Source organism: Paragemmobacter straminiformis, assembly GCF_014243445.1.
GTDB classification, from domain to species: Bacteria; Pseudomonadota; Alphaproteobacteria; order Rhodobacterales; family Rhodobacteraceae; genus Paragemmobacter; species Paragemmobacter straminiformis.
In genome coordinates this window covers 1169367-1194785 of the sequence record NZ_JACLQD010000001.1, presented here as the reverse complement: position 1 = coordinate 1194785, position 25419 = coordinate 1169367, and the positions used below count along the sequence as shown (strand labels likewise).

Here is a 25419-nt window from a genome sequence, read left to right as displayed (position 1 = left end):
CATGTCGCCCGAACTGAGGGGAAATGGAATGCAAAGAAGATCGATCCTGAAAGGCGGCGCCGCGCTTGGTTTCGCCACCATGATGGGCGGCAAGCTCGCCTTCGCCCAAGGCCTCGAAAAGGTCAAAGCCGGCTTCGTCTATGTCGGCCCGATCGGTGACGGCGGCTGGACCTTCCAGCACGACCAGGGCCGGCTTGCCATGATGGAAGCGCTGGGCGACAAGGTCGAGACGGTGTTTCAGGAAAACGTTCCCGAAGGTGCCGATGCCGAACGCGTCCTGACGCAGATGGCGCTGTCGGGGTGCAACATCATCTTCACCACCTCGTTCGGCTACATGGATGCGACCAATGCCGTCGCCGCCAAGTTCCCCGACATCAAGTTCGAACACGCCACGGGCTACAAGCGCGACACGCCGAACGTGTCCACCTACAACGCCCGCTTCTACGAAGGCCGCGCCGTCATGGGCACGATTGCCGGCCTGATGACCAAGTCGAACAAGATCGGCTACATCGGTTCCTTCCCGATCCCCGAAGTGATCCAGGGCATCAACTCGTCCTACATCCACGCCAAGAAGGTGAACCCCGATGTGACCATCTCGGTCGTCTGGGCCTACACCTGGTTCGATCCGGCGAAAGAGGCCGATGCCGCCAAGGCGCTGATCGAACAGGACGTCGACGTGATCCTGCAGCACACCGACTCGACCGCGCCCTTGGCCGAAGCGGCCAAGACCCCCGGCGTCATCGGCTTCGGTCAGGCGTCTGACATGGCCGAATACAAGCCGAGCCCGCGTGTCTCGGCCATCATCGACAACTGGGCGCCCTATTACACCGAACGCGTTCAGGCCCTGCTCGACGGCACCTATGCGCAGAAAGACACCTGGGCCGGTATCGGCGGCGGCGAAGTGAAGATCGGCGACATCACCGATGCCGTCCCCGCCGACGTCAAGGCCAAGGCCGAGGCAGTGCGCGATTCCATCGCTTCGGGTGCCTACCACCCCTTCACTGGCCCGCTGAACAAGCAGGACGGTTCGGCCTGGCTGAAAGAGGGCGAAGTGGCCGACGACGGCACCCTTGCCGGCATGATGTTCTACGTCGAAGGCGTCACGGGCGACATTCCGTCCTGATCGCCGCCGAAAGGCAAACCAAAGGCCCGCCCCCGTGGCGGGCCTTTTCGTTTTTGCCCCGCATATGGCCGATAGCCTGCTTGGGCCAGAACGGCGCCGCTGTCACATCACGCATGGCGCGATGTCGCCATTTGATCAAAACCCGCCGTGCTTGGCTTGCCCGCGCCCGCGCCTTTTGGCATGGTCGCCCGCATGGAAAACGACTTCATCATCATCGGCGGCGGCATTGCCGGAGTTTCGGCAGCCGCCCGTCTTTCGGCCCTCGGTCAGGTATCGCTGCTCGAAACGGAATCCGCGCTCGCGCATCACGCCTCGGGCCGCTCTGCCGCGCTCTATGAACCGCGCTACGGCGCGCCTGCTGTGGTGGAACTCTCGCTCGCCTCGGGCGACCACTTCCGCGCGCAGGACAACATCCTTACCCCCCGCGGCCTGATGATCATTACCAAGTCGGACGAGGGCGACGCCTTCCGCCACGATGTCGAAACCATGCACATGGACCCGATTACCCCCGACGAGGCCCGCGCGATGGTGCCGATCCTGAACGATCAGGTCGCCTTCGCCGCCTATGCCGACCATGCGTGGGACATTGACACCGACCTTCTCATCCAGGGCTTCGCGCGCACGGCGCGTTCGCAGGGTGCCCGCATCGTTACCGGCGCCCCCGTCACGGCCATCACCCGCACCTCCACCGGCTGGGCCGTCACCGCAGGGGGGCAAGAGTTCACGGGCATTACCCTTGTCAACGCCGCAGGCGCATGGGTCGACGTGGTAGCCGGCATGGCGGGCATCCAGCCCTTGGGCTTCCAGCCCAACCGCCGCTCGATGGCCCGCATCCCCGCCCCCGGCGGGCATGACATCTCGCGCTGGCCCATGATCTTCGGCGCGGGCGAAACCTGGTACGCCAAACCCGACGCAGGCGCGCTGATCGTCAGCCCGGCCGAGGAACACCCGATGGACCCGCATGATGCATGGGCCGACGACATGGTTCTTGCCGAAGGCTTGGCCCGATACGAGGAAATGGTCACCGAACCCGTCACCCGCCTGATTTCAAACTGGGCAGGATTGCGCACCTTTTCACCCGACCGCGTGCTGGTGATCGGGCGCGACAAGCGTGACCCGTCCTTCTTCTGGATCGCGGGGCAGGGCGGCTACGGCTTCCAATCCGCGCCTGCGGCCAGCAAACTCGCAGCCGATCTTTTGGCGGGCACCGCACCCGAGCTTTCGCCCGACCTTGTCGCCGCGCTCGATCCGGCCCGCTTCGGCTAGGCGGCTTGCCGCCCACAGCCCGCCGCGATTTGCGACGCGGTTGGTGACAGCGGCGTTCCGATCATGCACCATACGGGCATGATCCGTGCAGCCCTCGCCCTGTCCATCGGCCTCGCCCTCGCCGCATGCGGGGGTGGCCCCGCGCCAACCGCGCAAGCCCCGGCCTCTTACGGCCAGCCCGCCCCGCGCCTCAACTTTGCCGACAGCGCGCCGCATGACTTCGGCTTCCGCACCCCGCGCGACCACCCCGTCCACGGCATCGACGCCTCGCGCCACCAGCCGGAAATCGACTGGCACACCGCCCGCGCCAATGGCGTCACCTTCGCATGGCTCAAGGCGACCGAGGGCGGCGACATCATCGACCCTGCCTTCCGCGACAACTGGCGCGCGGCGCGCCGCGCGGGCGTGGCCCACGGCGCCTACCATTTCTTCTACCACTGCCGCCCCGCGTCCGAGCAGGCGCGCTGGTTCATCCGCCACGTCCCGCGCGAGGCGGGCAGCCTCCCCCCCGTCCTCGACCTCGAATGGACGCCCTTCTCCCCCACCTGCACCCTCCGCCGGTCCGGTGCCGTCATCCGCTCCGAAGCCCGCATCTTCCTGCAAGCTCTCGAATCCCACTACGGCCAACGCCCCGTGATCTACACCAGCGTCGATTTCTACCGCGACACCCAGCTCTGGCGCGTCGGAAATTACGACTTCTGGCTCCGCTCGGTCGCCGCCCACCCGGATGAGCTTTACGGCGGCCGCCCCTGGACCTTCTGGCAATACTCCAGCACCGGAGCCGTCCCCGGCGTGCCGGGCGAGGTGGACCTGAACACCTTCAACGGCAGCACGACACAATGGAGCGCGTGGCTGGCCGCCAACACGCGCTAAAGCAAAGGGCGCAGCCGAAGCCGCGCCCTTTCCTCTTGCCTCAAATATCCCGGGGGGCGCGGGGGGCTGGCCCCCCGCTGCTTCGGCGTGGTGCGGGGGCTGGCCCCCGCTCCGCCCTGTCAGCCATCCACACGGATACGGGCGTTCGTCGGATCGAAGGGGCTGTCCTCGACCACCACGGCATCCCAAAGCTCGCGGTTGATGCGGACCTGCATCTTGGTGCCCACTTCCGCAAGATCGGGGCGCACATAGCCCATGCCGATCTGCTTGCCGAAGGCCACCGAATAGCCGCCACTGGTCAGACGCCCGATCTTCTCGCCATTCACGACCAGCGCTTCCTTGCCCCAGGGATCGGTATCGGCAGGGCCGTCGATCAGCACGGTCACGCATTTGCTGCGGATGCCGGTTTTCAGCATCGCGTCCTTGCCCTGAAAATCCTTGGACAAGTCGACGAAACGGTCCAGCGCCGCCTCGAGCGGGGTCGCATCGCGGCCCAACTCGTTGCCAAAGGCGCGGTAGGATTTCTCTTGCCGCAGCCAGTTCTGCGCCCGTGCGCCGACCAGCTTCATGCCATGCTTCGCCCCTGCGGCCATCAACTGGTCCCACAGGTAGCGCTGCATCTCGATCGGGTGGTGAAGTTCCCAGCCAAGCTCGCCCGTATAGGCCACGCGGATCGCGTTCACGGGGCACATGCCAAGCTCGATCTTGCGGGCCGACAGCCAGGGGAAACGCTTGTTCGACAGCACCGTGTCGGGATCGGCGTCCTTGACCAGTTCCTTCAGGATGGCGCGGCTGTTCGGCCCCGCCAGCGCAAAGACGCCCCACTGCGTGGTCACGTCATGGATGTCGATGTAACCACCGCCCTTGCCCATGAAGTCTTCTGCACATTTCTTCAGGTAATCGGCATCATAGGCCGTCCAGGCACCGGCCGAGACAAGGTAGTAGTCGTTCTCGCCATTGCGGACGATGGTGTATTCCGTCCGCGTCGTGCCATGCGGCGTCAGCGCATAGGTCAGGTTGATCCGCCCCACCTTGGGCAATGCGTTGCAGGTGAACCAGTCGAGGAAGGCCGTAGCCCCCGGTCCGCGCACGATATGCTTGGTAAAGGCTGTCGCGTCGATCAGCCCTGCCGTCTCGCGGATCGCTTTCGCCTCGTCGACCGCATATTGCCACCAGCCGCCACGGCGGAAACTGCGGGAATTGTGGTCGAAATCCTCGGGCGCGTCCTTGGGGCCGTAATAGATCGGGCGTTCCCAGCCGTTCACCTGCCCGAACTGCGCGCCAAGCGCCTTCTGGCGGTCATAGACGGGGGCGGTGCGCAGCGGGCGGCAGGCCTCGCGCTCTTCATCGGGGTGGTGCAGCACGAAGACGTGGTCGTAGCACTCCTCGTTCTTGCGCGCGGCATATTCGGTCGTCATCCAGTTGCCGTAGCGCTTGGGGTCAAGCGAGGCCATGTCGATCTCGGCCTCGCCCTCGACCATCATCTGGGCAAGGTAATAGCCGGTGCCGCCCGCCGCGGTGATCCCGAAGCTGAAGCCCTCGGCCAGCCACATGTTGCGCAGACCCGGCGCGGGGCCGACCAGCGGGTTGCCATCGGGCGTATAGCAGATCGGGCCGTTGAAATCGTCCTTCAGACCCACGGTTTCCGACGAGGGCAGTCGATGGATCATCGACATGTATTCCGCCTCGATCCGTTCAAGGTCGAGCGGGAAAAGGTCCGCGCGGAACGACTGCGGCACGTCATAAAGGAACCGCGCAGGCGCGCCCTTCTCATAGGGCCCCAGAATCCAGCCGCCGCGCTCTTCGCGCACATACCACTTGGCGTCGGCATCGCGCAGAACGGGATGCTGCGGGTTGGTCTTGCGCCATTCGACAAGCGCGGGGTCCGGCTCGGTCACGATATACTGGTGTTCGACCGGAATCGCGGGGATCTTGATCCCCAGCAGACGCGCCGTGCGCTGGGCGTGGTTGCCGGTCGCGGTCACGACATGCTCGGCATGGATTTCGTATTTCTCGTCGGACGGCACAAGGTTGCCACCCTGTTCCACCATGCGCGTGACCGAAACGATCCACTCGCTGCCCGTCCAGCGATAGGCATCCACCTGAATCCGCCGCTCGATCGTGGCCCCCAGCATCCGCGCGCCCTTGGCCATGGCCTGCGTCACGTCGGCGGGGTTGATGTAGCCGTCCTGCGGATGGAACAGCGCGCCTTTCAGGTCATCGGTCCGCACCAGCGGCCACCGCTCGGCAATCTGCTTCGGCGTCATGAATTCGTGATAGACCCCGGCGGTTTCCGCGACCGAGGAATAGAGCATGTATTCGTCCATACGGTCCTGCGTCTGCGCCATGCGCAGGTTGCCGACCACGTAGAAGCCGGGGTTCAGACCCGTCTCTGCCTCAAGCCCCTTGTAGAAATCGACCGAGTATTTGTGGATATGCGTCGTTGCGAAGGACATGTTGAACAGCGGCAACAAGCCCGCCGCATGCCATGTGGACCCCGAGGTCAACTCGTCCCGCTCGACCAGCATCGTATCCCAGCCGGCCTTGGCAAGGTGATAGGCGATACCGTTGCCGACAGCACCGCCGCCGACGACAAGGGCTTTGACATGGGTTTTCATGGGGACGACTCCGGTCGCAAAGGATGTTCGCCCCTATCTGCCCGAACCGCGGGGGAACGGGCAAGTCAACCCGACCCTTGGCAGATAAAAACGACATGCATGGCATATCCGCGACTTTTGTCGCACCCGCCGTGCCTGTCGCGCCAGCCGGCCAGCCGGTCCAGACCGGCCCGATGCGCGTCGGTCAGCAACCCGGAACGAAAAGGCCGCCCCGGGGGCGGCCTTTCGGTTCAGCTTTTCATGCCGTCCCAGAACCCTTTGACCTTGGAAAAGAAGCTCTGCCCCTCGGGGTTGTTCTCTTCCGAAAGCCGCTCGAACTCTTCCAGCAATTCGCGCTGCCGCGCGGTCAGGTTGACGGGGGTCTCGACCGCCAGTTCAAGAACCATGTCGCCGGTGCCGCCGCCACGCAGGGCGGGCATGCCCTTGCCGCGCAGGCGCATCTGCTTGCCGGTCTGGCTGCCGGCCGGAACCTTCACACGCGACTTGCCGCCGTCGATGGTGGGAACCTCGACCTCGCCCCCCAAGGCGGCGGTGCCGATGCTCACGGGGATGCGGCAGAACAGATGCACCCCGTCGCGCTGGAAAATCGGGTGATCCTTGACCTCGATAAAGATGTAAAGGTCACCCGCCGGACCGCCGCGCAGACCGGCCTCGCCCTCGCCCGCAAGACGGATGCGGGTGCCGGTTTCCACCCCCGCGGGGATGTTGACGGAAAGGGCGCGTTCCTTTTCGGTGCGCCCCGCGCCACCGCAGGCACGGCACGGATTCTTGATGATCTGGCCCATGCCGTTGCAGGTCGGGCAGGTGCGCTCGACGGTGAAAAAGCCCTGCTGCGCCCGAACCTTGCCCATGCCCGAACAGGTCGGGCAGGTGACGGGTTCGGCGCCGCCTTCGGCCCCGGTGCCGCGACATGTGTCGCAGGCGATAGAGGTGGGGACGTTGATGGTTTTCTGCACGCCCTTGAAGGCCTCTTCAAGGTTGACGCGCAGGTTGTAGCGCAGGTCCGATCCGCGTTGCGCGCGCGACCGTCCGCCGCCGCCGCCACGGCCGCCACCCATGAAATCGCCGAACAGGTCCTCGAACACATCCGAAAAGGCCGAGGCGAAATCGCCGTTGCCCGCGCCGCCCGGATAGCCGCCACGCCCGCCGCCGCCCATTCCGCCCTCAAAGGCCGCGTGACCGTAGCGGTCATAGGCGGCTTTCTTGTCGGCGTCCTTCAGCACCTCGTAAGCCTCGTTCACTTCCTTGAACTGGGCTTCGGCGTTCGGGTTGTCAGAGTTGCGGTCCGGGTGAAGCTCTTTCGCTTTGGTGCGATAGGCTTTTTTCAATTCTTCGGCCGAGGCCCCGCGCGGGGCGCCGAGGATGTCGTAGTAGTCACGTTTTGCCACTGCAAAACCCCCTATCTGAACCGGGTGGGGGCGGTTCGTTGCCGAACCGCCCCCTTTCCCGTTTCACGCGGTGTCACTTCCGCTTGTTTTCGCCAAGGTCTTCGAAATCGGCATCGACGATGTCGTCATCGACATCGCGCGGCGCGTCGGGGTCTTTGCCTTCGCTTTCCGACTGGCTGGCCTTGTAGATGGCTTCGCCCAGCCGCATCGCGGCCTCGGTCAGGTTCTGGATGCCGCCCTTGATCTTGCCGGCGTCCTCGGTCTTGAGAGTCTCTTCAAGCGCGCCCATCGCAAGTTCGATCGCCTCGACGGTCGAGGGGTCAACCTTGTCGCCATGCTCGGCCAAGGATTTCTTGGTCGAATGCAGCAGGCTTTCGCCCTGGTTCTTGGCTTCGACAAGCTCGCGGCGCTCGCGGTCGGCCTCGGCATTGGCCTCGGCGTCCTTCACCATCTTCTCGATATCCTCGTCGGACAGGCCGCCCGAGGCTTGGATCGTGATCGCCTGCTCTTTGTTCGTGCCCTTGTCCTTGGCCTTGACCGAGACGATGCCGTTGGCGTCGATGTCGAAGGTGACTTCGATCTGCGGCATGCCGCGCGGGGCCGGCGGGATCTGTTCGAGGTTGAACTGGCCGAGCATCTTGTTGTCGGCAGCCATCTCGCGTTCCCCCTGGAACACGCGGATCGTCACGGCGTTCTGGTTGTCTTCGGCCGTCGAGAACACCTGGCTCTTCTTCGTCGGGATCGTGGTGTTGCGGTCGATCAGGCGGGTGAACACGCCGCCCAGGGTTTCGATGCCCAGCGACAGCGGGGTAACGTCAAGCAGGACGACGTCTTTCACATCGCCTTGCAGCACGCCGGCCTGAATGGCGGCACCGGCAGCCACGACTTCGTCAGGGTTCACGCCCTTGTGGGGTTCCTTGCCGAAGAACTTGGTCACTTCCTCGATCACGCGCGGCATACGGGTCATACCGCCGACAAGCACCACTTCGTCGATGTCGGCCATCGTCAGGCCTGCATCCTTCAGCGCTGCCTGACAGGGCTTCATCGATTTCTTGATCAGATCGTCGACCAGCGATTCCAGCTTGGCACGGGTCAGCTTGACCACAAGGTGCAGCGGCTGGCCGGTGTTCTTGTCCATGCTGATGAACGGCTGGTTGATTTCGGTCTGCTGGCTGGACGACAGCTCGATCTTGGCCTTTTCGGCAGCTTCCTTCAGGCGCTGGAGCGCCATCTTGTCGAGCGTGAGATCGACGCCATGCTCTTTCTTGAACTCGTCGGCCAGATAGCTGACGATCCGCATGTCAAAGTCTTCACCGCCAAGGAAGGTGTCGCCGTTGGTCGATTTAACCTCGAACAGGCCATCGTCGATTTCGAGGATGGTGATGTCGAAGGTGCCGCCGCCAAGGTCATAGACCGCGATCGTGCGCGCCTCTTTCTTGTCGAGGCCGTAGGCCAGCGCCGCAGCGGTCGGTTCGTTGATGATCCGCAGCACTTCAAGACCGGCGATCTTGCCCGCGTCCTTGGTCGCCTGACGCTGGGCGTCGTTGAAATAGGCCGGAACGGTGATGACGGCCTGCGTCACCGACTCGCCAAGGTAGGATTCGGCGGTTTCCTTCATTTTCTGAAGGATGAAGGCCGAAACCTGGCTGGGCGAATACTTCTCGCCGCGCACTTCGACCCAAGCGTCGCCATTGCCGCCGTTGACGATTTTATACGGCATGTTCTTCTGGTCTTTCAGAATGACCGGATCGTCAAAACGACGACCAATCAGGCGCTTGACCGCGAAGATGGTGTTGGATGCGTTGGTGACGGCCTGACGTTTCGCAGGCTGGCCGACCAGACGCTCGCCTTCGGTGAAGGCGACGATAGAGGGCGTGGTGCGCGCGCCTTCCGAGTTTTCGATGATGCGGGGCTGCGAACCGTCCATGATGGCGATGCAGCTGTTGGTGGTCCCGAGGTCGATCCCGATGACTTTGGCCATGATATGCTACCCTTCTTTCGGCGATGTTGTGGGGCTGGACCCTATAGGAAGGCGTCCGGCCCCGATCCCAAGTCTGTCCGGCAGGAGCGGCCCGCCCCTTCCGGCTTCGTGGGGTATATAAGTTGGGGGCGTTGGGCCTGCAAGCGTCAGGCTTGCGGGAATTTGCAGCCAATCCGAAAGACGGGGTCGCGCGGGTCCGGGCAAAGGCCCGGTCACTTGCCCATCGACCACGACAGCGACACGCGCTTCATCGTGTAGAACTCGCCCATCAGGCCGATCGTCAGGCAGGCCAGCAGGAAATACAGCGGGTATTCCACATTGCTGTAGCGCGGCGCGTAATTCAGGAAGATGAAACCGCGCCCCTGGTCGATGATGTGGAACAGCGGGTTCCAGTCGAACCAGCCCAGAACCACGGTCGGCATGGCGTTGGCCACGAACATCTTGCCCGACGCGATCATGTTCAGACGGGCATAGATCGTCGCCACGATGCCGAAGAACCGCGGCTGCCACGGCGTCGCCGCGCGAAAGATCATGCCGATGGCGACACCCGTCGCCCAGGCCAGAACCATCATGCCCAGCGTCTGTATCGGCTGGTCGATGGTGATGGGCGAGATGACGGCATGGTAGATGAACAGCACGACGATGGCCGAAAGGATCTGCAGATAAAGCGCACCCAGCGCCGCGGCACCCACGGCGATCAGCGTGTTCATCGGGCCGTGCTTCATCATGGCGCTTGTCGGGCCATCGGCCTTCATCACCGTCTGCATGGCCTTTACATGCGTCATGTACATGAAGATGCCGGACATCAGATACAGGATGTAATCGCCACGGATCGCGATATGCCGTGTGCCGGTAAAGGCGAACATCAGGTAAAAGCCTGCGATCATCATCACCGCCTGCACAAGATTCAGCAAAAGCCCGATCACCGCGCTGGTGTGGCTTTTGCGGACATTGTGGACCGCGCCGTGAAAGACGAGTTCAAGGATAGACCAGGCGGTGCGGGCATGGGTCTGTTTGACTTCGGCGTAGAATTTCAAACCCGAACCCTCACACTGGCGCAGGGCCGCTTGCCCTTGGTCGCAGGGCGCATGATAAGGCGGAAAAGTCAGGTTTTCAATCAGGGCGGGCCGATGCGCCTGCATGGGGTGTGCAATGGACTTCGAGCGGTTGATTCCCGTTATCCGCCAACTGGCGCTCGATGCGGGTGCAAAGATCATGGAGGTCTATGACGGCCCCGATTTCGCGGTAAAGGTCAAAGGCGACCAGTCGCCCGTGACCGAGGCCGACGAAGCCGCCGATGCGCTGATTTCGGCAGGCCTGCGGGCGGCGTTTCCCGATGTGATCCTCATCACCGAAGAGCAGGCCGACAGCCACGCCTTGCGGGCCGAGACCTTCCTGATCGTCGATCCGCTTGATGGAACCAAGGAATTCGTCCAGCGCCGCGGCGATTTCACGGTCAATATCGCCTATGTCGAAAAGGGCGTGCCGCTGCGCGGGGTGGTCTATGCCCCCGCACAGGGCCGCTTGTTCTACACCCGTCCCGACGGGGTCACGGTCGAAGAGGTGGCGGGCGCACAGCGCGAAATCCGCGTGGCAAGGCCCGACAACGCGGCACTCATGGTGGTCGCGTCGAAATCGCACCGCGACGCCGCGACCGAGGAATACATCGCCCGCTACGCCGTCAAGGACAGCCGCAGCGCGGGGTCGAGCCTCAAGTTCTGTCTGGTCGCCACGGGCGAGGCGGACATCTACCCCCGCCTTGGCCGCACGATGGAATGGGACACGGCGGCCGGCGATGCCGTGCTGCGCGGCGCGGGCGGCGTTGTGGTGCGCATGGATGACGGAACGCCCCTCGCCTATGGCAAATCGGGGTGGGACAATCCCTTCTTCATCGCCCACGCACCCGGAGTCGACCTGAAATGAGCGTTCTGATCGCCATCCCCGCCCGCTACGCAAGCACCCGCTACCCGGGCAAGCCGCTGGTCTCGCTTCGGGGGCCAGACGGCGAAAAGACCCTGATCCGCCGCAGCTGGGAGGCCGCGATGGCCGTGCGCGGCGTCGACCGCGTCGTCGTCGCCACCGATGACGATCGCATCCGCGAACACGCCGAAGCCTTCGGGGCCGAGGTGGTGATGACGTCGGTCGATTGCCAGAACGGAACCGAACGCTGCGCCGAAGTGGCGGCAAAGCTGACGGGTTACGACATCGTCGTGAACTTGCAAGGCGATGCCCCCCTGACCCCCGCGTGGTTCGTCGAGGATCTTGTCGCGGGCCTGCGGGCCGATCCTGCGGCGGTAATCGCAACGCCCGTGCTGCGCTGCGAGGGCAAGATGCTCGCAGCCCTTCTGGCCGACCGCCGCGCCGGACGCGTGGGCGGCACGACCGCCGTTTTCGGCGCAGGCGGGCGCGGCCTCTATTTCTCGAAAGAGGTGATCCCCTTCACCGGCAAGACCTATGCCGACGAAGATCCGACACCGGTCTTTCACCATGTCGGCGTCTATGCCTATCGGCCCGCCGCGCTGCGCGATTATCCGTCCTGGCCCGTCGGGCCGCTGGAAAAGCTGGAAGGCCTGGAACAGCTGCGCTTTCTCGAAAACGGACGCGCGGTGCTTTGCGTCGAGGTCGAAGCCCAAGGGCGGCAATTCTGGGAATTGAACAACCCGAGCGACGTTCCCGTGATCGAAGCGATGATGGCGGCGATGAAATAGGCGAAAAGCCGCAGATTTGACATGTCCATGCCCTATCGTCGTGCTTGCGGATGCACTACGGAACCGCTACCGCAACGGCGTTTCCCATCGGGCGGAAGGCTGTTAATCTGTGCCTACCGACCGCACTGCATGGGCGTGGTATCGGCGCCGGGTGTTCCGGGCTGAAACATAGGTGTCGAAATGAAAATCAAGAAGGTCTCGAAGGCCATCTTCCCCGTCGCCGGATTGGGCACGCGGTTCCTGCCTGCGACCAAATCCATTCCCAAGGAAATCATGACGCTGGTTGACCGCCCGTTGATCCAATACGCGATCGACGAGGCGCGGGCTGCCGGCATCAAGGAATTCATCTTCGTGACGTCGCGCGGGAAATCCGCGCTCGAGGATTACTTCGACAACGCGCCCGAACTTGAAAGCGCGCTCAAGAAATCGGGCAAGGAAGACCTGCTCGAAATCCTCAAAGAGACGAACATGGATTCGGGTGCCATCGCCTATATCCGCCAGAACCGCCCGCTTGGCCTTGGCCACGCGGTCTGGTGCGCGCGGCGGCTGGTGGGGGACGAACCCTTTGCCGTCCTGCTGCCCGATGACGTGATCGCAGCCGAAAAGCCCTGCCTGCAACAGATGGTCGAGGCTTATGCCGAAACCGGTGGCAACATGGTCGCCGCGATGGAAGTGGCGCCCGAGCGGACCTCCTCATACGGCGTGCTGGATATCGGCGAGGACATGGGCTCGATCGTCAAGGCCAAGGGCATGGTGGAAAAGCCCAAAGCCGGAACCGCACCCTCCAACCTCGCGGTGATCGGGCGCTACATCCTGTCGCCCAAGGTCATGACCAACCTGAACCGCATGAAGCAGGGTGCCGGTGGCGAAATCCAGCTGACCGACGCGATTGCCGAAGAAGTGGCCGATGGCAACGTGTTCGGCTACCGCTTCCGCGGTCAACGCTACGACTGCGGGTCGAAAGCCGGTTTCTTGCAGGCGACGGTGGCCTTCGGACTGTCGCGGCCTGATCTGCGTGACGAGTTTTCAGCTTATCTGCATGACATGATCGCCTTGCAGAAAGCTGCGCAGTAACGGCGTGGCCGCTTGGCTTGATGCTTATCGCCTGCGCTGGAAACGGCGCAGGCTGCTGGCGCGGGCCATCGGCAAGCGGCACGATCTGGCGCCGGTGGTCGACCGGACGGCCGATATTTCCCGCGATGACATCCTGTGTTTCGCCGTCGTGCGGAACGAGGCGCTGCGCCTGCCGTGGTTTCTCGAATATCACCGCAACCTCGGTGTGGCGCGCTTCCTGATCGTCGACAATGCCAGCACCGACGGCACGCAAGACCTGCTGTCCGCGCAACCCGACGTGTCGCTGTGGCGCACGGGGGCGGGCTACAAGGCGTCGCGTTTCGGGCTGGATTGGACCAACTGGCTTTTGGCCCGCTACGGTCACGGCCACTGGTGCCTGACGCTCGATGCCGACGAGGCCCTGGTCTATCCCTACTGTGACACCCGCGACCTGCGCGCGCTGACCGGTTGGCTTGACGGGCAGGGCCGGGACATGTTCCCCGCCATGATGCTCGACATGTATCCCAAAGGGCCGGTCGCGGTGCAGGAGTATCGGGCGGGCGACGACCCTTTCGCCGTGCTGCAATGGTTTGACAGCGCCAATTACGGAATGCGCGTGCAAAAGCCGATGGGCAATCTGTGGCTGCAAGGTGGCCCGAGGGCGCGCATGTTCTTTGCCGATGCGCCCGAGCGCGCGCCCACGCTGAACAAGGTGCCGCTGGTGCGCTGGAACCGGCGCTACGCCTACGTCAACTCGACCCATTCCCTGCTGCCGCCCCGTCTCAACCGCTTTTACGAAAGCGACGGGGGCGAGGCGCCCTCGGGCCTTCTGTTGCATTCGAAGTTCCTCAACCTCGCCGTTGCCCGCGCGGCCGAGGAAAAGGCACGTGGCGAACACTTCTCAAATGCTGCGCTTTATGACCGTTACTATGACGAACTGTCCTCGAACCCCGACCTGTGGTGCAGCACATCGCGCCGCTACGACGGCTGGCGCGGGCTCGAGGCACTGGGGCTGATGTCGCGCGGAGGTTGGTTGTAAAGAATCATTTACAACTTCTAGGAGATCATACGATCCGAAAGTCAAGTTTTGTTTACTTTAGGATGGGTTGTTACTAATCTGTACGGAACCGGACAGGGCGCAGCCCATGTCGGGACCATAGGCGAAGACGGGGACGGGCGCACTTGACGGGTGGCCCGATGTGGCAGGGGCAGGTTGTTCGAGTGGGTTTGATCGGGGCATATCGGCTGCGGCTTCGGCGGCGGCGTTTGCATTTGCGCGGCTGGCTGCGGCGGCGCGAAATGACAAGCCTTGCCAATCGCACCGGAGCGATCCGGTCCGACAGCATCCTGCTTTGCACCACCCTGCGGAACGAAAAGATCCGCCTTCCCTATTTTCTTCGCTATTACAGGGATTTGGGCGTCAACCACTTCCTGATCGTCGACAATGGCTCGACCGATGGCAGCCGCGAATACCTTCTTGCGCAGCCCGATGTTTCGCTGTGGCTGGCCACGGGCAGTTACAAGAATTCACGCTTCGGCATGGATTGGATCACCCATCTGCAACGCCGCTACTGCCACCAGCACTGGACGCTGACGGTGGATGTCGACGAATTCCTGATCTATCCCTTCTGCGAAACGCGGCCCTTGCGCGCGCTGACCGACTGGCTCGACACTTCGGGCATCCGCTCCTTCTCGGCCATGATCCTCGACATGTATCCCAAGGGTCCGATCGACGCGCAGCCCTATGCCGAAGGTCAGGACCCGTTCGAAATCGCGCAGTGGTTCGACAGCGCGAACTATTCGGTCAAGCGCAACGCGGGGCTGGGCAACCTCTGGCTTCAGGGCGGGCCGCGCGGCCGGATGTTCTTTGCCGACGAACCCGAACGCGCACCCGCGCTGAACAAGGTGCCCTTGGTCAAATGGGACCGCGCCTATGCCTATGTCAGCTCGACCCACATGCTGCTGCCGCGCGGGCTGAACCTCGTCTATGATGAATGGGGTGGTGAAAAGGCAAGCGGCTGCCTGCTTCATGCCAAATTCCTCGATACCTTCGCCGTCAAGGCCGAGGAAGAGATGAAGCGCCGTCAGCATTATGCCGACAGCCACGAATACCGCGCCTACCGCGAGGGGCTGAAATCCCAGCCCGACCTGTGGTGCAAGTGGAGCGAGAAATACATCAACTGGCGACAGCTCGAAATTCTGGGCCTGATGTCCAAGGGGAATTGGGCATGACCGAAAGCACCACCCTCGGCTTTGTCATGCTGTGCCACACGGCCTTGCACCGCGCCGCCGAAGTGGCGCGTCACTGGGCGGAACGCGGCTGTCCGGTCGTCATCCACGTCGACGCGCGGGTCAAGGCGTGGAGTTACGACACCATGAAAACCGAATTGGCCGATCTGGCCAATGTCCGGTTTTCCGAACGTTTCGCCTGCGAATGGGGCACATGGGGCATCGTCGCCGCCACGCAAGCCGCGTCCGAGGTGATGCTGGCCGACTTTCCGCAGGTCCGGCATGTCTACCTCGCCTCGGGGTCCTGCATGCCCCTGCGCCCCGTGCGCGACCTGATCGCCTATCTCGATGCCCGCCCCCGCACCGATTTCATCGAAAGCGTCACCACCGAAGAGGTCGGCTGGACCATCGGCGGGCTGAACATGGAACGCTTTACCCTCCGCTTCCCGTTTTCGTGGCGCACGCAGCGGTGGCTTTTCGACCGCTACGTCGCCCTGCAACGCCGTGTGCGGTTCCAGCGCAAGATTCCCAAGGATGTCGTGCCGCATCTTGGCAGCCAATGGTGGTGCCTGACACGGCAAACCCTTTCGGCCATTCTGCAGGGGCCGGACCGCAAGCTTTATGACGACTATTTCCGCCGCGTCTGGATTCCCGACGAAAGCTACTTCCAGACCTTGGTGCGGCTGGTCTCAAGCTCGGTCGAAAGCCGGTCGCTCACGCTGTCGAAGTTCGATTTTCAGGGCAAGCCGCATATCTTCTACGATGACCACCTCCAGCTTTTGCGCCGGTCCGATTGCTTCGTGGCGCGCAAGATCTGGCCGCATGCGAACAAACTCTACCGCACCTTCCTGACCGACGACGCCGAGGCGCAGGCCGGTCGGGAACCGAACCCCGGCAAGATCGACCGTCTTTTCGCCAAGGCGGTCGAGCGGCGGGTCAAAGGGCGTCCCGGTCTTTACATGCAAAGCCGCTTCCCGAACGAGAACTTCGAGAACGGGCGCACGGCGGCGCCCTATTCGGTGTTCCACGGCTTTTCCGAGGTGTTCGAGAACTTCGAGATGTGGCTTTCCAAAACGACGGGAAGCCGCGTGCATGGCCACCTCTTCGCCCCCGACCGCGTAGAATTCGCCGGGGGCGAGGCGATCTATAACGGCGCGCTCTCTGACAGCCCCAGATTGCGCGACTACAACCCGCGGTCCTTCCTGACCAACCTCATCTGGGCAACGCGGGGCGAAAGGCAGTGCTTCCAGTTCGGGCCTGCCGACAGCCAGACGCTGAACCCCTTTATCGCAATGGACGCCAACGCGCAGATATCGGTGATATCGGGCGCATGGGCGCTGCCGCTTTGGAAATCGAACCGCAACTTCGGCGACATCCGGCGCGAGGCGGCGCGGTTGCAAAAGGTGGAAAGCGAAACGCTTGCCGTCCTGCGCCAATCCAGCACCAAGGCCCGTGTCCGCATCTGGACGCTGGCGGAATTTGTCGAAAGCCCGATGGAGCCGTTGCAGACCATCGTGGACGAGATCAGCCCCCGTTCCTTGCGGCGGCTGACCGAAGCGCCGAAGATGACGGACCTGACAGGCTTTGGACAATTCCTGCAAAACCTGCGCAATCAGGGGATGCAGCCTGTGCTTATGGGCGATTTTCCGGCGGGCGACGACCCGCGCCCCGCCAGCGCCTCGCGCGGGCGGCCCTATCTGGTGAAGTGAGTGCGCGGTTTCGACAGCTTCGTGATGTTCGCCGAAATGCGGACAGGGTCCAATTTTCTGGAAGCAAATCTGAACGCGCTGCACGGCGTTTCCTGTCTGGGTGAACTGTTCAACCCCTTCTTCATCGGCAAGAAGGACCAGACCGAGATGTTCGGCGTTACCCTCGCCCAGCGCGAGTCTGACCCGATGGCGCTGATCGCGGCCGCGCGGGCGGCCACGGGCGGCATGGTCGGCTTCCGCTGGTTCCACGACCACGACCCGCGCGTATTCGATGCCGTCATGGCCGACACGCGCTGCGCCAAGATCGTGCTGACGCGCAATCCGGTGGAAAGCTATGTCAGCCTCAAGATCGCGCAGGCGACAGGTCAATGGAAACTGACCAACCCCAAAAACCTCAAACAGGCCAAGGCCCGTTTCGACAGCGTCGAATTCGAGGCGCATCTCGATGCCGTGCAGGGCTTTCAGGTCCGGCTGCTGAACGCATTGCAGACCAGCGGGCAGACCGCCTTTTATCTCGACTACGAGGATATTCAGGATCTTGCCGTTCTGAACGGGCTTGCCGCCTTCCTCCGGGTCGATGCGCGGCTTGATGCGGTGGACCAGTCGCTGACGGTGCAAAACCCCGAACCGCTGGCCGACAAGGTGACGAACCCTGCCGCGATGGAACAGGCCTTGGCGCGGCTCGACCGCTTCAACCTGTCACGCACCCCGAATTTCGAACCGCGCCGCACGGCGGGCATTCCGGGCTTCATCGCCTCGCGCGAGGTGCCTTTGCTGTTCATGCCGCTGCGCGGCGGGCCCGAGGCGCGGGTGGTCGACTGGCTGGAAGCGTTCGGCGGGCTGGAGCGCGACTTCGTGCAAAAGTCGTTGCGCCAGTGGAAGCGCGCCCATGCCGGACACCGCAGCTTTACCGTGCTGCGCCATCCGGTCGACAGGGCATGGGCGGCCTTCAAGGACGCGCAGGGCAGCGGTCTGGGGCCAGAGCAGCGCAATATCCTGTCGCGGGTGCATGGCGTCGCCTTTCCCAAACAGGGCTACGCCTCGGTCGAGGAAGAGCGCGCGGCCTTTGTCGCCTTCCTGCGCTTCCTCAAACGCAACATCGCTGGCCAGACCGGGTTCCGTACGCCTGCGGCATGGGCCAGCCAGACGGCGCTGACGCAAGGCTTCGCCCTGTTCAACGGCCCCGACGCGGTGCTGCGCGAGGATCGCTTGCCCGAGGGGCTTTCGTGGCTGTGCGCCGAAGTCGGTGTCGCCATGCCACCCCTGCGCGCGGCCGAACCCTCGGGCGTCGAGGCGGTTCTTGACGCTTCGGTCGAAGACGCCGCGCGCGAGGCGTATCAGCGCGACTACATGGGCTTCGGTTTCGGGCCGCGCGGTCATGCGGCCTGAATCGTCCGCGCTTCGGTCAGAATGGCGTGCAGCTTGGCGGAATCGGTGTTCGCCCGCAGCTTCGAGACGACATTCGCATCCCGCATGGTGCGCGACACAAGCGCCAGCGCCTTGAGATGCTCGACCCCCGAATCCTTCGGCGCGAACAGTCCAAAGACCAGATCGACCGGCTGGCGGTCGACGCTGTCGTAATCGAGCGGCTTTTCCAGTCTGATGAAAACGCCGACGATCCGGGACAGGTCTTCCAGACGGGCATGGGGCAAAGCGATGCCGTGGCCCACGCCGGTGGGGCCAAGGCTTTCGCGTTCCTGCAACCCGTCGATCGCCGTCGCCGCGTTCAGCCCGTAGGCCGAGGAGGCCAGCTCTCCCAGTTCCTGGAAGAGCCGCTTCTTGCTGGTCAGTTGACCGACGACCCTGACGGCCCCCGGAATAAGTAGCTTGGAAAGGTCCATGCCGTCAGTCGTTCCTGTGCCGGATTGTGCCGGTCATTTGCTGTTGCGCGGATCGATCCAGCCGATGTTTCCGTCATCACGACGGTACACCACATTCACGCCGCCATGTCCTTCGTTGCGGAACACAAGCATTTTCTGGCCGCCAAGTTCCAGCATCATCACCGCTTCGCCGACCGTGACAGAGGGGATTTTCGTCTCCATCTCGGCAATGACGATGGGCTGGGTCAGGTCGTCCGTATCATCCTCGGGCTCTTCCGTTGGCGCGAGGATATAGGACGAGCCTTCGGCGAATTCAACCGGCGCCGTGCGGGTGTTGTGGTGGTTGCGGATGCGGCGCTTGTAGCGGCGCAGTTGCTTGTCCATCTTCTCGCGGCAGGATTCGAAAGCCGCGTAGATTTCGGTGGCATGGCCCTTGGCCTGCGCCGTCAGGCCCGTCGAAAGATGGATCACCGCCTCGCAGACATATTCATGCGCCGAGCGCGAAAAGACGATCAACGCATCGGTCGGCCGCTGGGCGTATTTCTCGACCACCTCGCCGAGTTCGGCCTTTACATGGGTCTGGAGGGCTTCCCCGATGTCGATCTGTTTGCCGCTGATCTGGTAGCGCATGATGCCTCCTTCGCGCATGAAACACCGGCCGCCGCAATGGCGCGGAACGGACGGCTCTGGTTAATCTGAGGGGCGCTGCCCGATCCTGCAAGGTGCGGCACCCGTCGTGGGGCGGCATAGGCGGATCCGGGCATGGCGTGTGTCGGTCGCATCAAGGACATTTGCGCCCAAGCCTGCCCGTCTTGTCAACATGGATCGTGCGGACTAGTCCAAATGGCCGCCCGTCAGCTGATGCGGAAATTCTGCCCCAGATAGACGCGGCGGACCATCTCGTCCCTGACGACCTCGTCCGTCGTCCCGCTCATCAGCACCTTGCCATCGTGCAGGATATAGGCGCGGTCCACGATCTCGAGCGTTTCGCGCACGTTGTGGTCGGTGATCAGAACGCCGATGCCACGCCCTTTCAGGTCGGCAACAAGGTGGCGGATTTCCGCAACCGCGATAGGGTCGACCCCTGCAAAGGGTTCGTCGAGCAGCAGGTATTTCGGATCGGCCGCCAGACAGCGCGCGATTTCGACGCGGCGGCGCTCGCCCCCGGAAAGTGCCAGCGCGGGCGCGCGGCGCAGGTGGGTGATCGAAAACTCCGAAAGCAGTTCTTCCAGCCGTTCGCGGCGCTTGTGCCGGTCGGTCACCGCAATCTCGAGGACGGCAAGGATATTGTCCTCGACCGACAGGCCGCGAAAGATCGAGACCTCTTGCGGCAGATAGCCGATGCCAAGGCGGGCGCGGCGATACATGGGCAGCGCGGTAACGTCGCGCCCGTCGATCAGCACCTCGCCGCCTTCGGGGGTCACAAGGCCCGCGATGGCGTAAAAGCAGGTGGTCTTGCCCGAACCGTTCGGACCCAGCAGCGCCACAACCTCGCCCCGCATCAGGTTCATCGAAACGTCGCGGATAACGGGGCGGCGCTTGTAGCTTTTGCGCAAACCCCGCACCACAAGCCCGGCCGAACCTTCGGTTACCGTCAATTCGGGTTTCGCGTTCACGGTGCGGCGCCCGGCGTCGGCGTGGCCTTGGGCGCTTTCTTCTCGGCCGCGGATTTCGGGGTAAAGCTGGTCTGGACCCGCCCTTCCATCTTGCCGGTGCCCTTTTGCAGGTCATAGACCATCTTCTGGCCCGCAATCGTGGTGCTGCCCTGGGTCAGCAGCACATCGCCGGTCATGACAACCTCGCCCGCGGCAACCGTATAGACGGCCTCGTCGGCCTGCGCCGCCTCGGTTCCGCCGGCAAAGGTGACGCGGCCCGAAAAATACAGCTTGGCGATCCCGGTTCCATCGGCCGCATATTCCACGCGGGCATTTCCGGCCTTGATCGTCATGTCACCCTGCACCACGACGACATTTCCGTCGAACGTCGCAAGCCCCGAGGTCTGGTCGACAGCCAGACTGTCGGCCGCCACCTCGACGGGAAGCGAGCTGTCTTGCTGCAACCCTTTGAATTCGATCTGCTGCGCAAGGACCGGTTGGCCGATGGCAGTCGCGGCGACAAGGAACAGGGCGAGGGGGAAGTTGCGCTTCATTTGGGCTGATATACCAGTTTAACGCTGCCTTTGAAAACCAGAAGATAGGGCTTGCCCGGCGTGCCGTCGCCGGTCAGCGTCATGGCATCGGCGGTGATCTGTCCTGCGGGGCCAGTAGCCTTGACCTTTGCCTGCGATGCAAGCTCGGTTTTCGCCAGATCCGCCTGCAGGGCCTCGGTCATGATGCGGTAGCCGGTCGAGTTCTCGACAATGACGTTTCCGTTCAGGTTCAACCTGTTCGCCTCGGCGTCGAGCAGGGCGTCATCCGCCCGCATGTCGGTGCGCTTGCCATCGGGGGTCGTCAGGCTTGCCGTGATCTTTGTCGCGGTCGAGGGCGCGCCGGGTGTCGTGGCAGGCCGCGCCTCTTCGGCAGACATCACAAGGGCGCTGCCATCGACGGTGGTCCCCGCATAGGCGGGCTTGGTCAGGCGCGGTTCGCGCATGCGCGATTCCACATCGACCGTCGCATAGGGAATGGCGGCTTCGGGGTCGATGCGGTTCGACACCAGAAACAGCGTCGACAACAGGCCAAGCGCCGTCAACGGCAACGCAACCTTGAGCCAGCCCACGGTCCGCGACCACCCGTCAAAGGCGCGCCGCACGGCCATCAGGCGATACCGGCCCGCAGGCAATCATGGATGTGCAACAGCCCCACGGCAGTCGTGCTGTCGGGCGGATCGGTGACGAACAGGCAGGTGATCTTCTTTTCGTTCATGATGCGCACGGCGGTTTCGGCCAGCGCATCCGGCCCGATGGTGCGCGGCGCGGCCGTCATCACATCTCCGGCGGTCAGATCCATCAGGCCGTCCAGATGGCGGCGCAGGTCGCCATCGGTGATGATGCCCTGCAAGTAGCCATCGCCATCGGTCACCCCGACGACACCGAAGCCGCGCCCCGACATCAGGATCAGCGCCTCGCCCATCGAGGTGTCATGCGTCACCGTCGGAGGGTCGCCATGCATCAGGTCGCGCACCTTGGACAGCCGCGCCCCCAGCTTGCCGCCGGGATGGAACAGGCGGAAATGTTCCGGCGTGAACTGCCGGTGCTCCATCAGGGCCACCGCGATGGCATCGCCCAGCGCAAGGGTCATGGTGGTCGAGGTCGTCGGCACGATCCCCGTCTCGCAGGCTTCGGGCGCGGGGGGCAGCAGCAGGGCCACATCGGCCTGCCGCAGCAGGGTCGAGTCGGCACGCGACGCCACCCCGATCAGCGGAATGTCGAAGCGCCGGGTATGGGCGATGATGTCCGAAAGCTCGGGCGTCTCGCCCGAATTGGACAGCACAAGCGCCACATCGCCGCGCATCACCATTCCAAGGTCGCCGTGGCTTGCCTCGGCAGGATGCACGAATTGCGCAGGCGTGCCGGTCGAGGCGAGCGTGGCCGCGATCTTGCGGGCAATATGGCCCGATTTCCCCATGCCCGAGACGATCACCCGCCCATTCGCCTGCAATATCGTCTGCACCGCAGCCGAAAAGGCTGCGTCAAGGCTATCTGCCAAAAGCGTCAGCGCCTCGGATTCGCGACGGATGACGCGACGGGCGGTCTTCAGCAGATCGGTCGCGTCAATGGTGGAAGATGTCATTGGGTTCATCCCAGCCCATAAGGTCAAGCTCGGCCCGTGTGGGCAGGAAATCGAACAGCCGCTGCGCCAGCTCCATCCGGCCTTCCCGGATCAGGCGCGCTTCCAGCTCGGTCATAAGACGGTGCAGGTACAGAACGTCCGACGCGGCGTATTCCTTCTGCGCATCGGTCAGCGTGGCCGACCCCCAGTCCGATGTCTGTTGCTGCTTCGAGACGTCGACGCCGACAAGTTCCAGCAGCAGGTATTTCAGCCCGTGCCGGTCGGTAAAGGTGCGGATCAGGCGCGAGGCGATCTTCGTGCACCAGACGGGCGCGGTGGTGACGCCAAAGGCTTTCTTCATCGCGGCAATGTCGAAACGGCCGAAATGGAACAGCTTCAGCGTGGCCGGATCGGTCAACAGACGTTCGAGGTTCGGCGCGCTGGTCTGGCCGCGTTCGATCTGCACAAGATGTGCATCGCCGTTCCCGTCCGAAAGCTGGACAAGGCACAGCCTGTCGCGGCGCGGGTCGAGACCCATGGTTTCGGTGTCGATCGCGACCACGGGGCCAAGCGTCAGCCCGTCAGGCAGGTCGTTGCGGTAAAGGTGGATCGCCACGGGAAAATCCTTGTCCGTAAGGTGTCGGCCCGCATTAGACCCCCATAGGGGCACGGTCAACGCAGGAGGACGCCGGAATGGCAAAAGGGCGCGCTTTTCAGCGCGCCCTTTTCGCTAAGATCGACGTGGTGCCCAGAAGAGGACTCGAACCTCCACGCCTTGCAGCGCTGGTACCTGAAACCAGTGCGTCTACCAATTCCGCCATCTGGGCATCACGTCGATGTGGGGCGATGTAAAGAAGCGGTCGGGCGGTGTCAACGGATGGCGTGAAGATTCTTTGCGACGGCGGGGCGGCGGCGGGGCGGCCCGGAACAACCCGCAATGAAATCGGTGCGAACCGGCGCGGCACGGGCAGAACCGCCCCGATTTTCCGCAGAGAAATCTGTCCCTTCCCTGCGGCGTTTCGTGGTGCTTGGCCTTTCGCGGGCAAGCGTGTAATCAGCAGCCGAAGCATATGGAGGCCCGGGCATGAGCAAACTGGTCACGATCTACGGCGGTTCGGGGTTCGTCGGGCGCTACATAGCCCGCCGCATGGCGAAAGAGGGCTGGCGCGTCCGCGTCGCCGTCCGCCATCCCAATGACGCGCTGTTCGTCAAACCCTACGGTGTCGTCGGTCAGGTCGAACCCGTGGCCTGCAATATCCGCGACGATGCAAGCGTGCGCGCCGTGATGCGCGGGGCGGATGCGGTGGTCAACTGCGTCGGCATCCTGAACCGCGCCGGTCGCAACACGTTTGATTCGGTCCAAGCCGAAGGTGCAGCCCGCATCGCACGGATCGCCGCGGAAGAGGGCGTGGGCCATCTGGTCCAGCTGTCGTCCATCGGGGCCGATGCGGCCTCGGAAAGCGAATACCAGCAGACAAAGGCAAAGGGCGAAGCCGCGGTTCTGCAGGCCTTCCCGACAGCGGTCATCCTTCGGCCTTCGATCATCTTCGGCAACGAGGACGGCTTCTTCAACCGTTTCGCCGCCATGTCGCGGATGGGTCCGATCCTTCCCGTCGTCGGGGCGGACACGCGATTCCAGCCTGTCTATGTCGATGATGTGGCGCAGGCCGCGGTTGCAGGCGTTCTAGGCCATGCCGCGCCGGGTATCTACGAACTCGGCGGGCCGGATGTGGCGACCTTCCGCGACCTGATGCAGCAGATGCTGGCCGTCATCCAGCGGCGTCGGCTGGTGCTCAACGTGCCGTTCTTCGTGGCAAGCCTGATGGGCGCCGCCTTCGACCTGCTGCAAGCTCTGACTGCCGGCATCGTGAAGAACGGGATGATCACCCGCGACCAGGTGCGCAACCTCAAGCGTGACAACGTGGTTTCCCCCGGCGCGCGCGGGTTTGCCGAACTGGGGATTGCCCCCACGGCTATGGGCGCTGTCCTGCCCGAGTATCTGTGGCGCTACCGTCCCTCGGGGCAGTACGCGGCCATCAAGAATTCGGCGAAGAACCTTCGCAAGGCGTAAACCAGTTGGGCAATACCTTCGACGCGGTCATCCTCGGCCTGATCGAGGGCCTGACCGAGTTCATACCGGTCTCCTCTACGGGGCACCTTTTGTTGGCGGGTCACTTTCTAGGCTTCGAAAGCCCGGGACGGACATTCGAGGTCGTCGTCCAGCTAGGCGCCGTGCTTGCGATCCTGACCGTCTATGCCGCCAAACTTTGGCAGGTCGTCTCGACCGTTCGCACCGATCCGGCAGCGGCGCGCTTCGTGTTCTCGGTCTTGCTGGCCTTTCTGCCCGCGATGGTGATCGGTGCGGCCCTGCACGATTTCATCAAGGCCGTGCTGTTCGAAACGCCGGTTCTGGTGGCCGTGATGTTGATCGTCGGCGGGGTGATCTTGCTGTTCGTCGACCGTTTCGCACCCGCCGCGACCCACGAGGATGCGATGCAACTGCCTTTCCGCAAGGCCTTGGCCATCGGGTTTTTCCAATGCCTCGCCTTGGTGCCGGGTGTCAGCCGTTCGGGCGCGACCATCGTCGGCGCGCGGATGATCGGTGTGGGGCGGCGCGCCTCGGCCGAGTTCTCGTTCTTCCTGTCGATGCCGACGATGGCCGCCGCCTTTGCATTCGATCTGTGGAAAAGCCGCCACATTCTTGATTTCGCAGGCTTGGGAAACATCGTCATCGGCTTCGTTCTGGCCTTTGTCAGTGGCGTGCTGGTCGTGCGCTGGCTGCTCGATTTCGTCTCTCGCCACGGATTTGTTCTGTTCGGCTGGTGGCGAATCATCGTGGGAAGCCTGGCCTTGGCGCTGCTTCTGTTGGGGTTTTGAGAGTTTAGGTAACTAATACTGACCCAATTATCGCCCGATCGGGCAGTATTTTTGACCCATCGTC

At 63.6% G+C, this 25419-nt stretch carries 23 protein-coding genes and 1 tRNA gene; 12 read left to right on the top strand and 12 right to left on the bottom strand.

The features are described 5' to 3' along the window. Positions 1-28: 28 nt before the first annotated feature. From H7F16_RS05705 to H7F16_RS05695, 3 genes are all read left to right on the top strand, one after another. A complete protein-coding gene (locus H7F16_RS05705; protein ID WP_185796550.1) occupies positions 29-1123 on the top strand; it encodes a BMP family ABC transporter substrate-binding protein in 1095 nt (364 codons plus the stop codon). A 192-nt stretch (positions 1124-1315) separates the two neighbouring features. Continuing rightward, positions 1316-2389, top strand: a complete 1074-nt coding sequence (locus H7F16_RS05700) for an NAD(P)/FAD-dependent oxidoreductase (RefSeq protein ID WP_185796549.1) — start codon at positions 1316-1318, stop codon at positions 2387-2389. Positions 2390-2467: 78 nt separating this feature from the next. Further along, positions 2468-3262 carry a glycoside hydrolase family 25 protein gene (locus H7F16_RS05695; RefSeq protein ID WP_185796658.1) on the top strand — a complete coding sequence of 265 codons (795 nt, stop codon included), beginning with the start codon at positions 2468-2470 and terminating at the stop codon, positions 3260-3262. 119 nt (positions 3263-3381) lie between these two features. On the opposite strand, the gene H7F16_RS05690 is transcribed toward H7F16_RS05695, so the two are convergent. The 4 genes from H7F16_RS05690 to H7F16_RS05675 all read right to left on the bottom strand — a co-directional run bounded on the left by H7F16_RS05690 (position 3382) and on the right by H7F16_RS05675 (position 10286). Continuing rightward, complete coding sequence (locus H7F16_RS05690) at positions 3382-5880, bottom strand: GcvT family protein (RefSeq protein WP_185796548.1); 2499 nt, start codon at positions 5878-5880, stop codon at positions 3382-3384. A 230-nt stretch (positions 5881-6110) separates the two neighbouring features. After that, the gene (dnaJ, locus tag H7F16_RS05685; RefSeq protein ID WP_185796547.1) at positions 6111-7268 is read right to left on the bottom strand and encodes a molecular chaperone DnaJ; all 1158 of its coding nucleotides are present in this window, start codon (positions 7266-7268) and stop codon (positions 6111-6113) included. A gap of 73 nt (positions 7269-7341) precedes the next feature. Then, positions 7342-9249 (bottom strand): molecular chaperone DnaK, encoded by a 1908-nt coding sequence (gene dnaK, locus H7F16_RS05680; RefSeq protein ID WP_185796546.1) that lies wholly within the window; start codon positions 9247-9249, stop codon positions 7342-7344. Between the two features lie 212 nt (positions 9250-9461). After that, on the bottom strand, positions 9462-10286 hold the full coding sequence (locus H7F16_RS05675) for an ABC transporter permease (protein ID WP_185796545.1): 825 nt from the start codon (positions 10284-10286) through the stop codon (positions 9462-9464). A 115-nt stretch (positions 10287-10401) separates the two neighbouring features. Between H7F16_RS05675 and cysQ the strand changes: the two genes are divergently transcribed. The 7 genes from cysQ (at position 10402) to H7F16_RS05640 (ending at position 18337) form a co-directional block, all read left to right on the top strand. Next, entirely contained in the window at positions 10402-11172 is a 771-nt protein-coding gene (gene cysQ, locus H7F16_RS05670; RefSeq protein ID WP_185796544.1) for a 3'(2'),5'-bisphosphate nucleotidase CysQ, read from the top strand. Further along, positions 11169-11957, top strand: coding sequence for a 3-deoxy-manno-octulosonate cytidylyltransferase family protein (locus H7F16_RS05665; protein ID WP_185796543.1), 789 nt, complete (start codon positions 11169-11171; stop codon positions 11955-11957). Before cysQ ends, H7F16_RS05665 begins: the two co-directional genes overlap by 4 nt. A 180-nt stretch (positions 11958-12137) precedes the next feature. Beyond that, entirely contained in the window at positions 12138-13031 is an 894-nt protein-coding gene (galU, locus tag H7F16_RS05660) for a UTP--glucose-1-phosphate uridylyltransferase GalU (RefSeq protein WP_185796542.1), read from the top strand. 4 nt (positions 13032-13035) lie between these two features. Next, on the top strand, positions 13036-14049 hold the full coding sequence (locus H7F16_RS05655; protein WP_185796541.1) for a glycosyltransferase family 2 protein: 1014 nt from the start codon (positions 13036-13038) through the stop codon (positions 14047-14049). A gap of 158 nt (positions 14050-14207) precedes the next feature. Further along, entirely contained in the window at positions 14208-15242 is a 1035-nt protein-coding gene (locus tag H7F16_RS05650; RefSeq protein WP_185796540.1) for a glycosyltransferase family 2 protein, read from the top strand. Further along, positions 15239-16948 (top strand): DUF5927 domain-containing protein, encoded by a 1710-nt coding sequence (locus H7F16_RS05645; protein ID WP_241741182.1) that lies wholly within the window; start codon positions 15239-15241, stop codon positions 16946-16948. Before H7F16_RS05650 ends, H7F16_RS05645 begins: the two co-directional genes overlap by 4 nt. Before the next feature lie 24 nt (positions 16949-16972). Next, on the top strand, positions 16973-18337 hold the full coding sequence (locus tag H7F16_RS05640; protein ID WP_194308404.1) for a nodulation protein NodH: 1365 nt from the start codon (positions 16973-16975) through the stop codon (positions 18335-18337). Here the strand turns inward: H7F16_RS05640 and H7F16_RS05635 are convergent. The 8 genes from H7F16_RS05635 to H7F16_RS05600 all read right to left on the bottom strand — a co-directional run bounded on the left by H7F16_RS05635 (position 18325) and on the right by H7F16_RS05600 (position 23305). Next, positions 18325-18789, bottom strand: a complete 465-nt coding sequence (locus H7F16_RS05635) for a PTS sugar transporter subunit IIA (protein ID WP_185796538.1) — start codon at positions 18787-18789, stop codon at positions 18325-18327. The two genes, H7F16_RS05640 and H7F16_RS05635, sit on opposite strands and share 13 nt — an antisense overlap. A gap of 33 nt (positions 18790-18822) precedes the next feature. Next, the gene (gene hpf, locus H7F16_RS05630) at positions 18823-19398 is read right to left on the bottom strand and encodes a ribosome hibernation-promoting factor, HPF/YfiA family (protein WP_185796537.1); all 576 of its coding nucleotides are present in this window, start codon (positions 19396-19398) and stop codon (positions 18823-18825) included. 224 nt (positions 19399-19622) lie between these two features. Beyond that, positions 19623-20384 (bottom strand): LPS export ABC transporter ATP-binding protein, encoded by a 762-nt coding sequence (gene lptB, locus H7F16_RS05625; protein WP_185796536.1) that lies wholly within the window; start codon positions 20382-20384, stop codon positions 19623-19625. Further along, positions 20381-20917 carry a lipopolysaccharide transport periplasmic protein LptA gene (gene lptA / locus H7F16_RS05620; protein WP_185796535.1) on the bottom strand — a complete coding sequence of 179 codons (537 nt, stop codon included), beginning with the start codon at positions 20915-20917 and terminating at the stop codon, positions 20381-20383. The genes lptB and lptA overlap by 4 nt, the downstream gene beginning before the upstream one ends. Then, entirely contained in the window at positions 20914-21525 is a 612-nt protein-coding gene (gene lptC, locus H7F16_RS05615) for an LPS export ABC transporter periplasmic protein LptC (protein ID WP_185796534.1), read from the bottom strand. Before lptC ends, lptA begins: the two co-directional genes overlap by 4 nt. Continuing rightward, on the bottom strand, positions 21525-22499 hold the full coding sequence (locus H7F16_RS05610; RefSeq protein ID WP_185796533.1) for a KpsF/GutQ family sugar-phosphate isomerase: 975 nt from the start codon (positions 22497-22499) through the stop codon (positions 21525-21527). The genes lptC and H7F16_RS05610 overlap by 1 nt, the downstream gene beginning before the upstream one ends. Beyond that, positions 22480-23094 (bottom strand): ribonuclease H-like domain-containing protein, encoded by a 615-nt coding sequence (locus H7F16_RS05605; protein WP_185796532.1) that lies wholly within the window; start codon positions 23092-23094, stop codon positions 22480-22482. Before H7F16_RS05605 ends, H7F16_RS05610 begins: the two co-directional genes overlap by 20 nt. Positions 23095-23220: 126 nt before the next feature. Continuing rightward, a tRNA-Leu gene (locus H7F16_RS05600) sits at positions 23221-23305 on the bottom strand. 257 nt (positions 23306-23562) lie between these two features. Here H7F16_RS05600 and H7F16_RS05595 point away from each other — a divergent pair. Further along, a complete protein-coding gene (locus H7F16_RS05595; protein ID WP_185796531.1) occupies positions 23563-24549 on the top strand; it encodes a complex I NDUFA9 subunit family protein in 987 nt (328 codons plus the stop codon). Between the two features lie 5 nt (positions 24550-24554). Further along, entirely contained in the window at positions 24555-25355 is an 801-nt protein-coding gene (locus H7F16_RS05590) for an undecaprenyl-diphosphate phosphatase (protein WP_185796530.1), read from the top strand. The last annotated feature ends 64 nt before the right edge of the window (positions 25356-25419 follow it).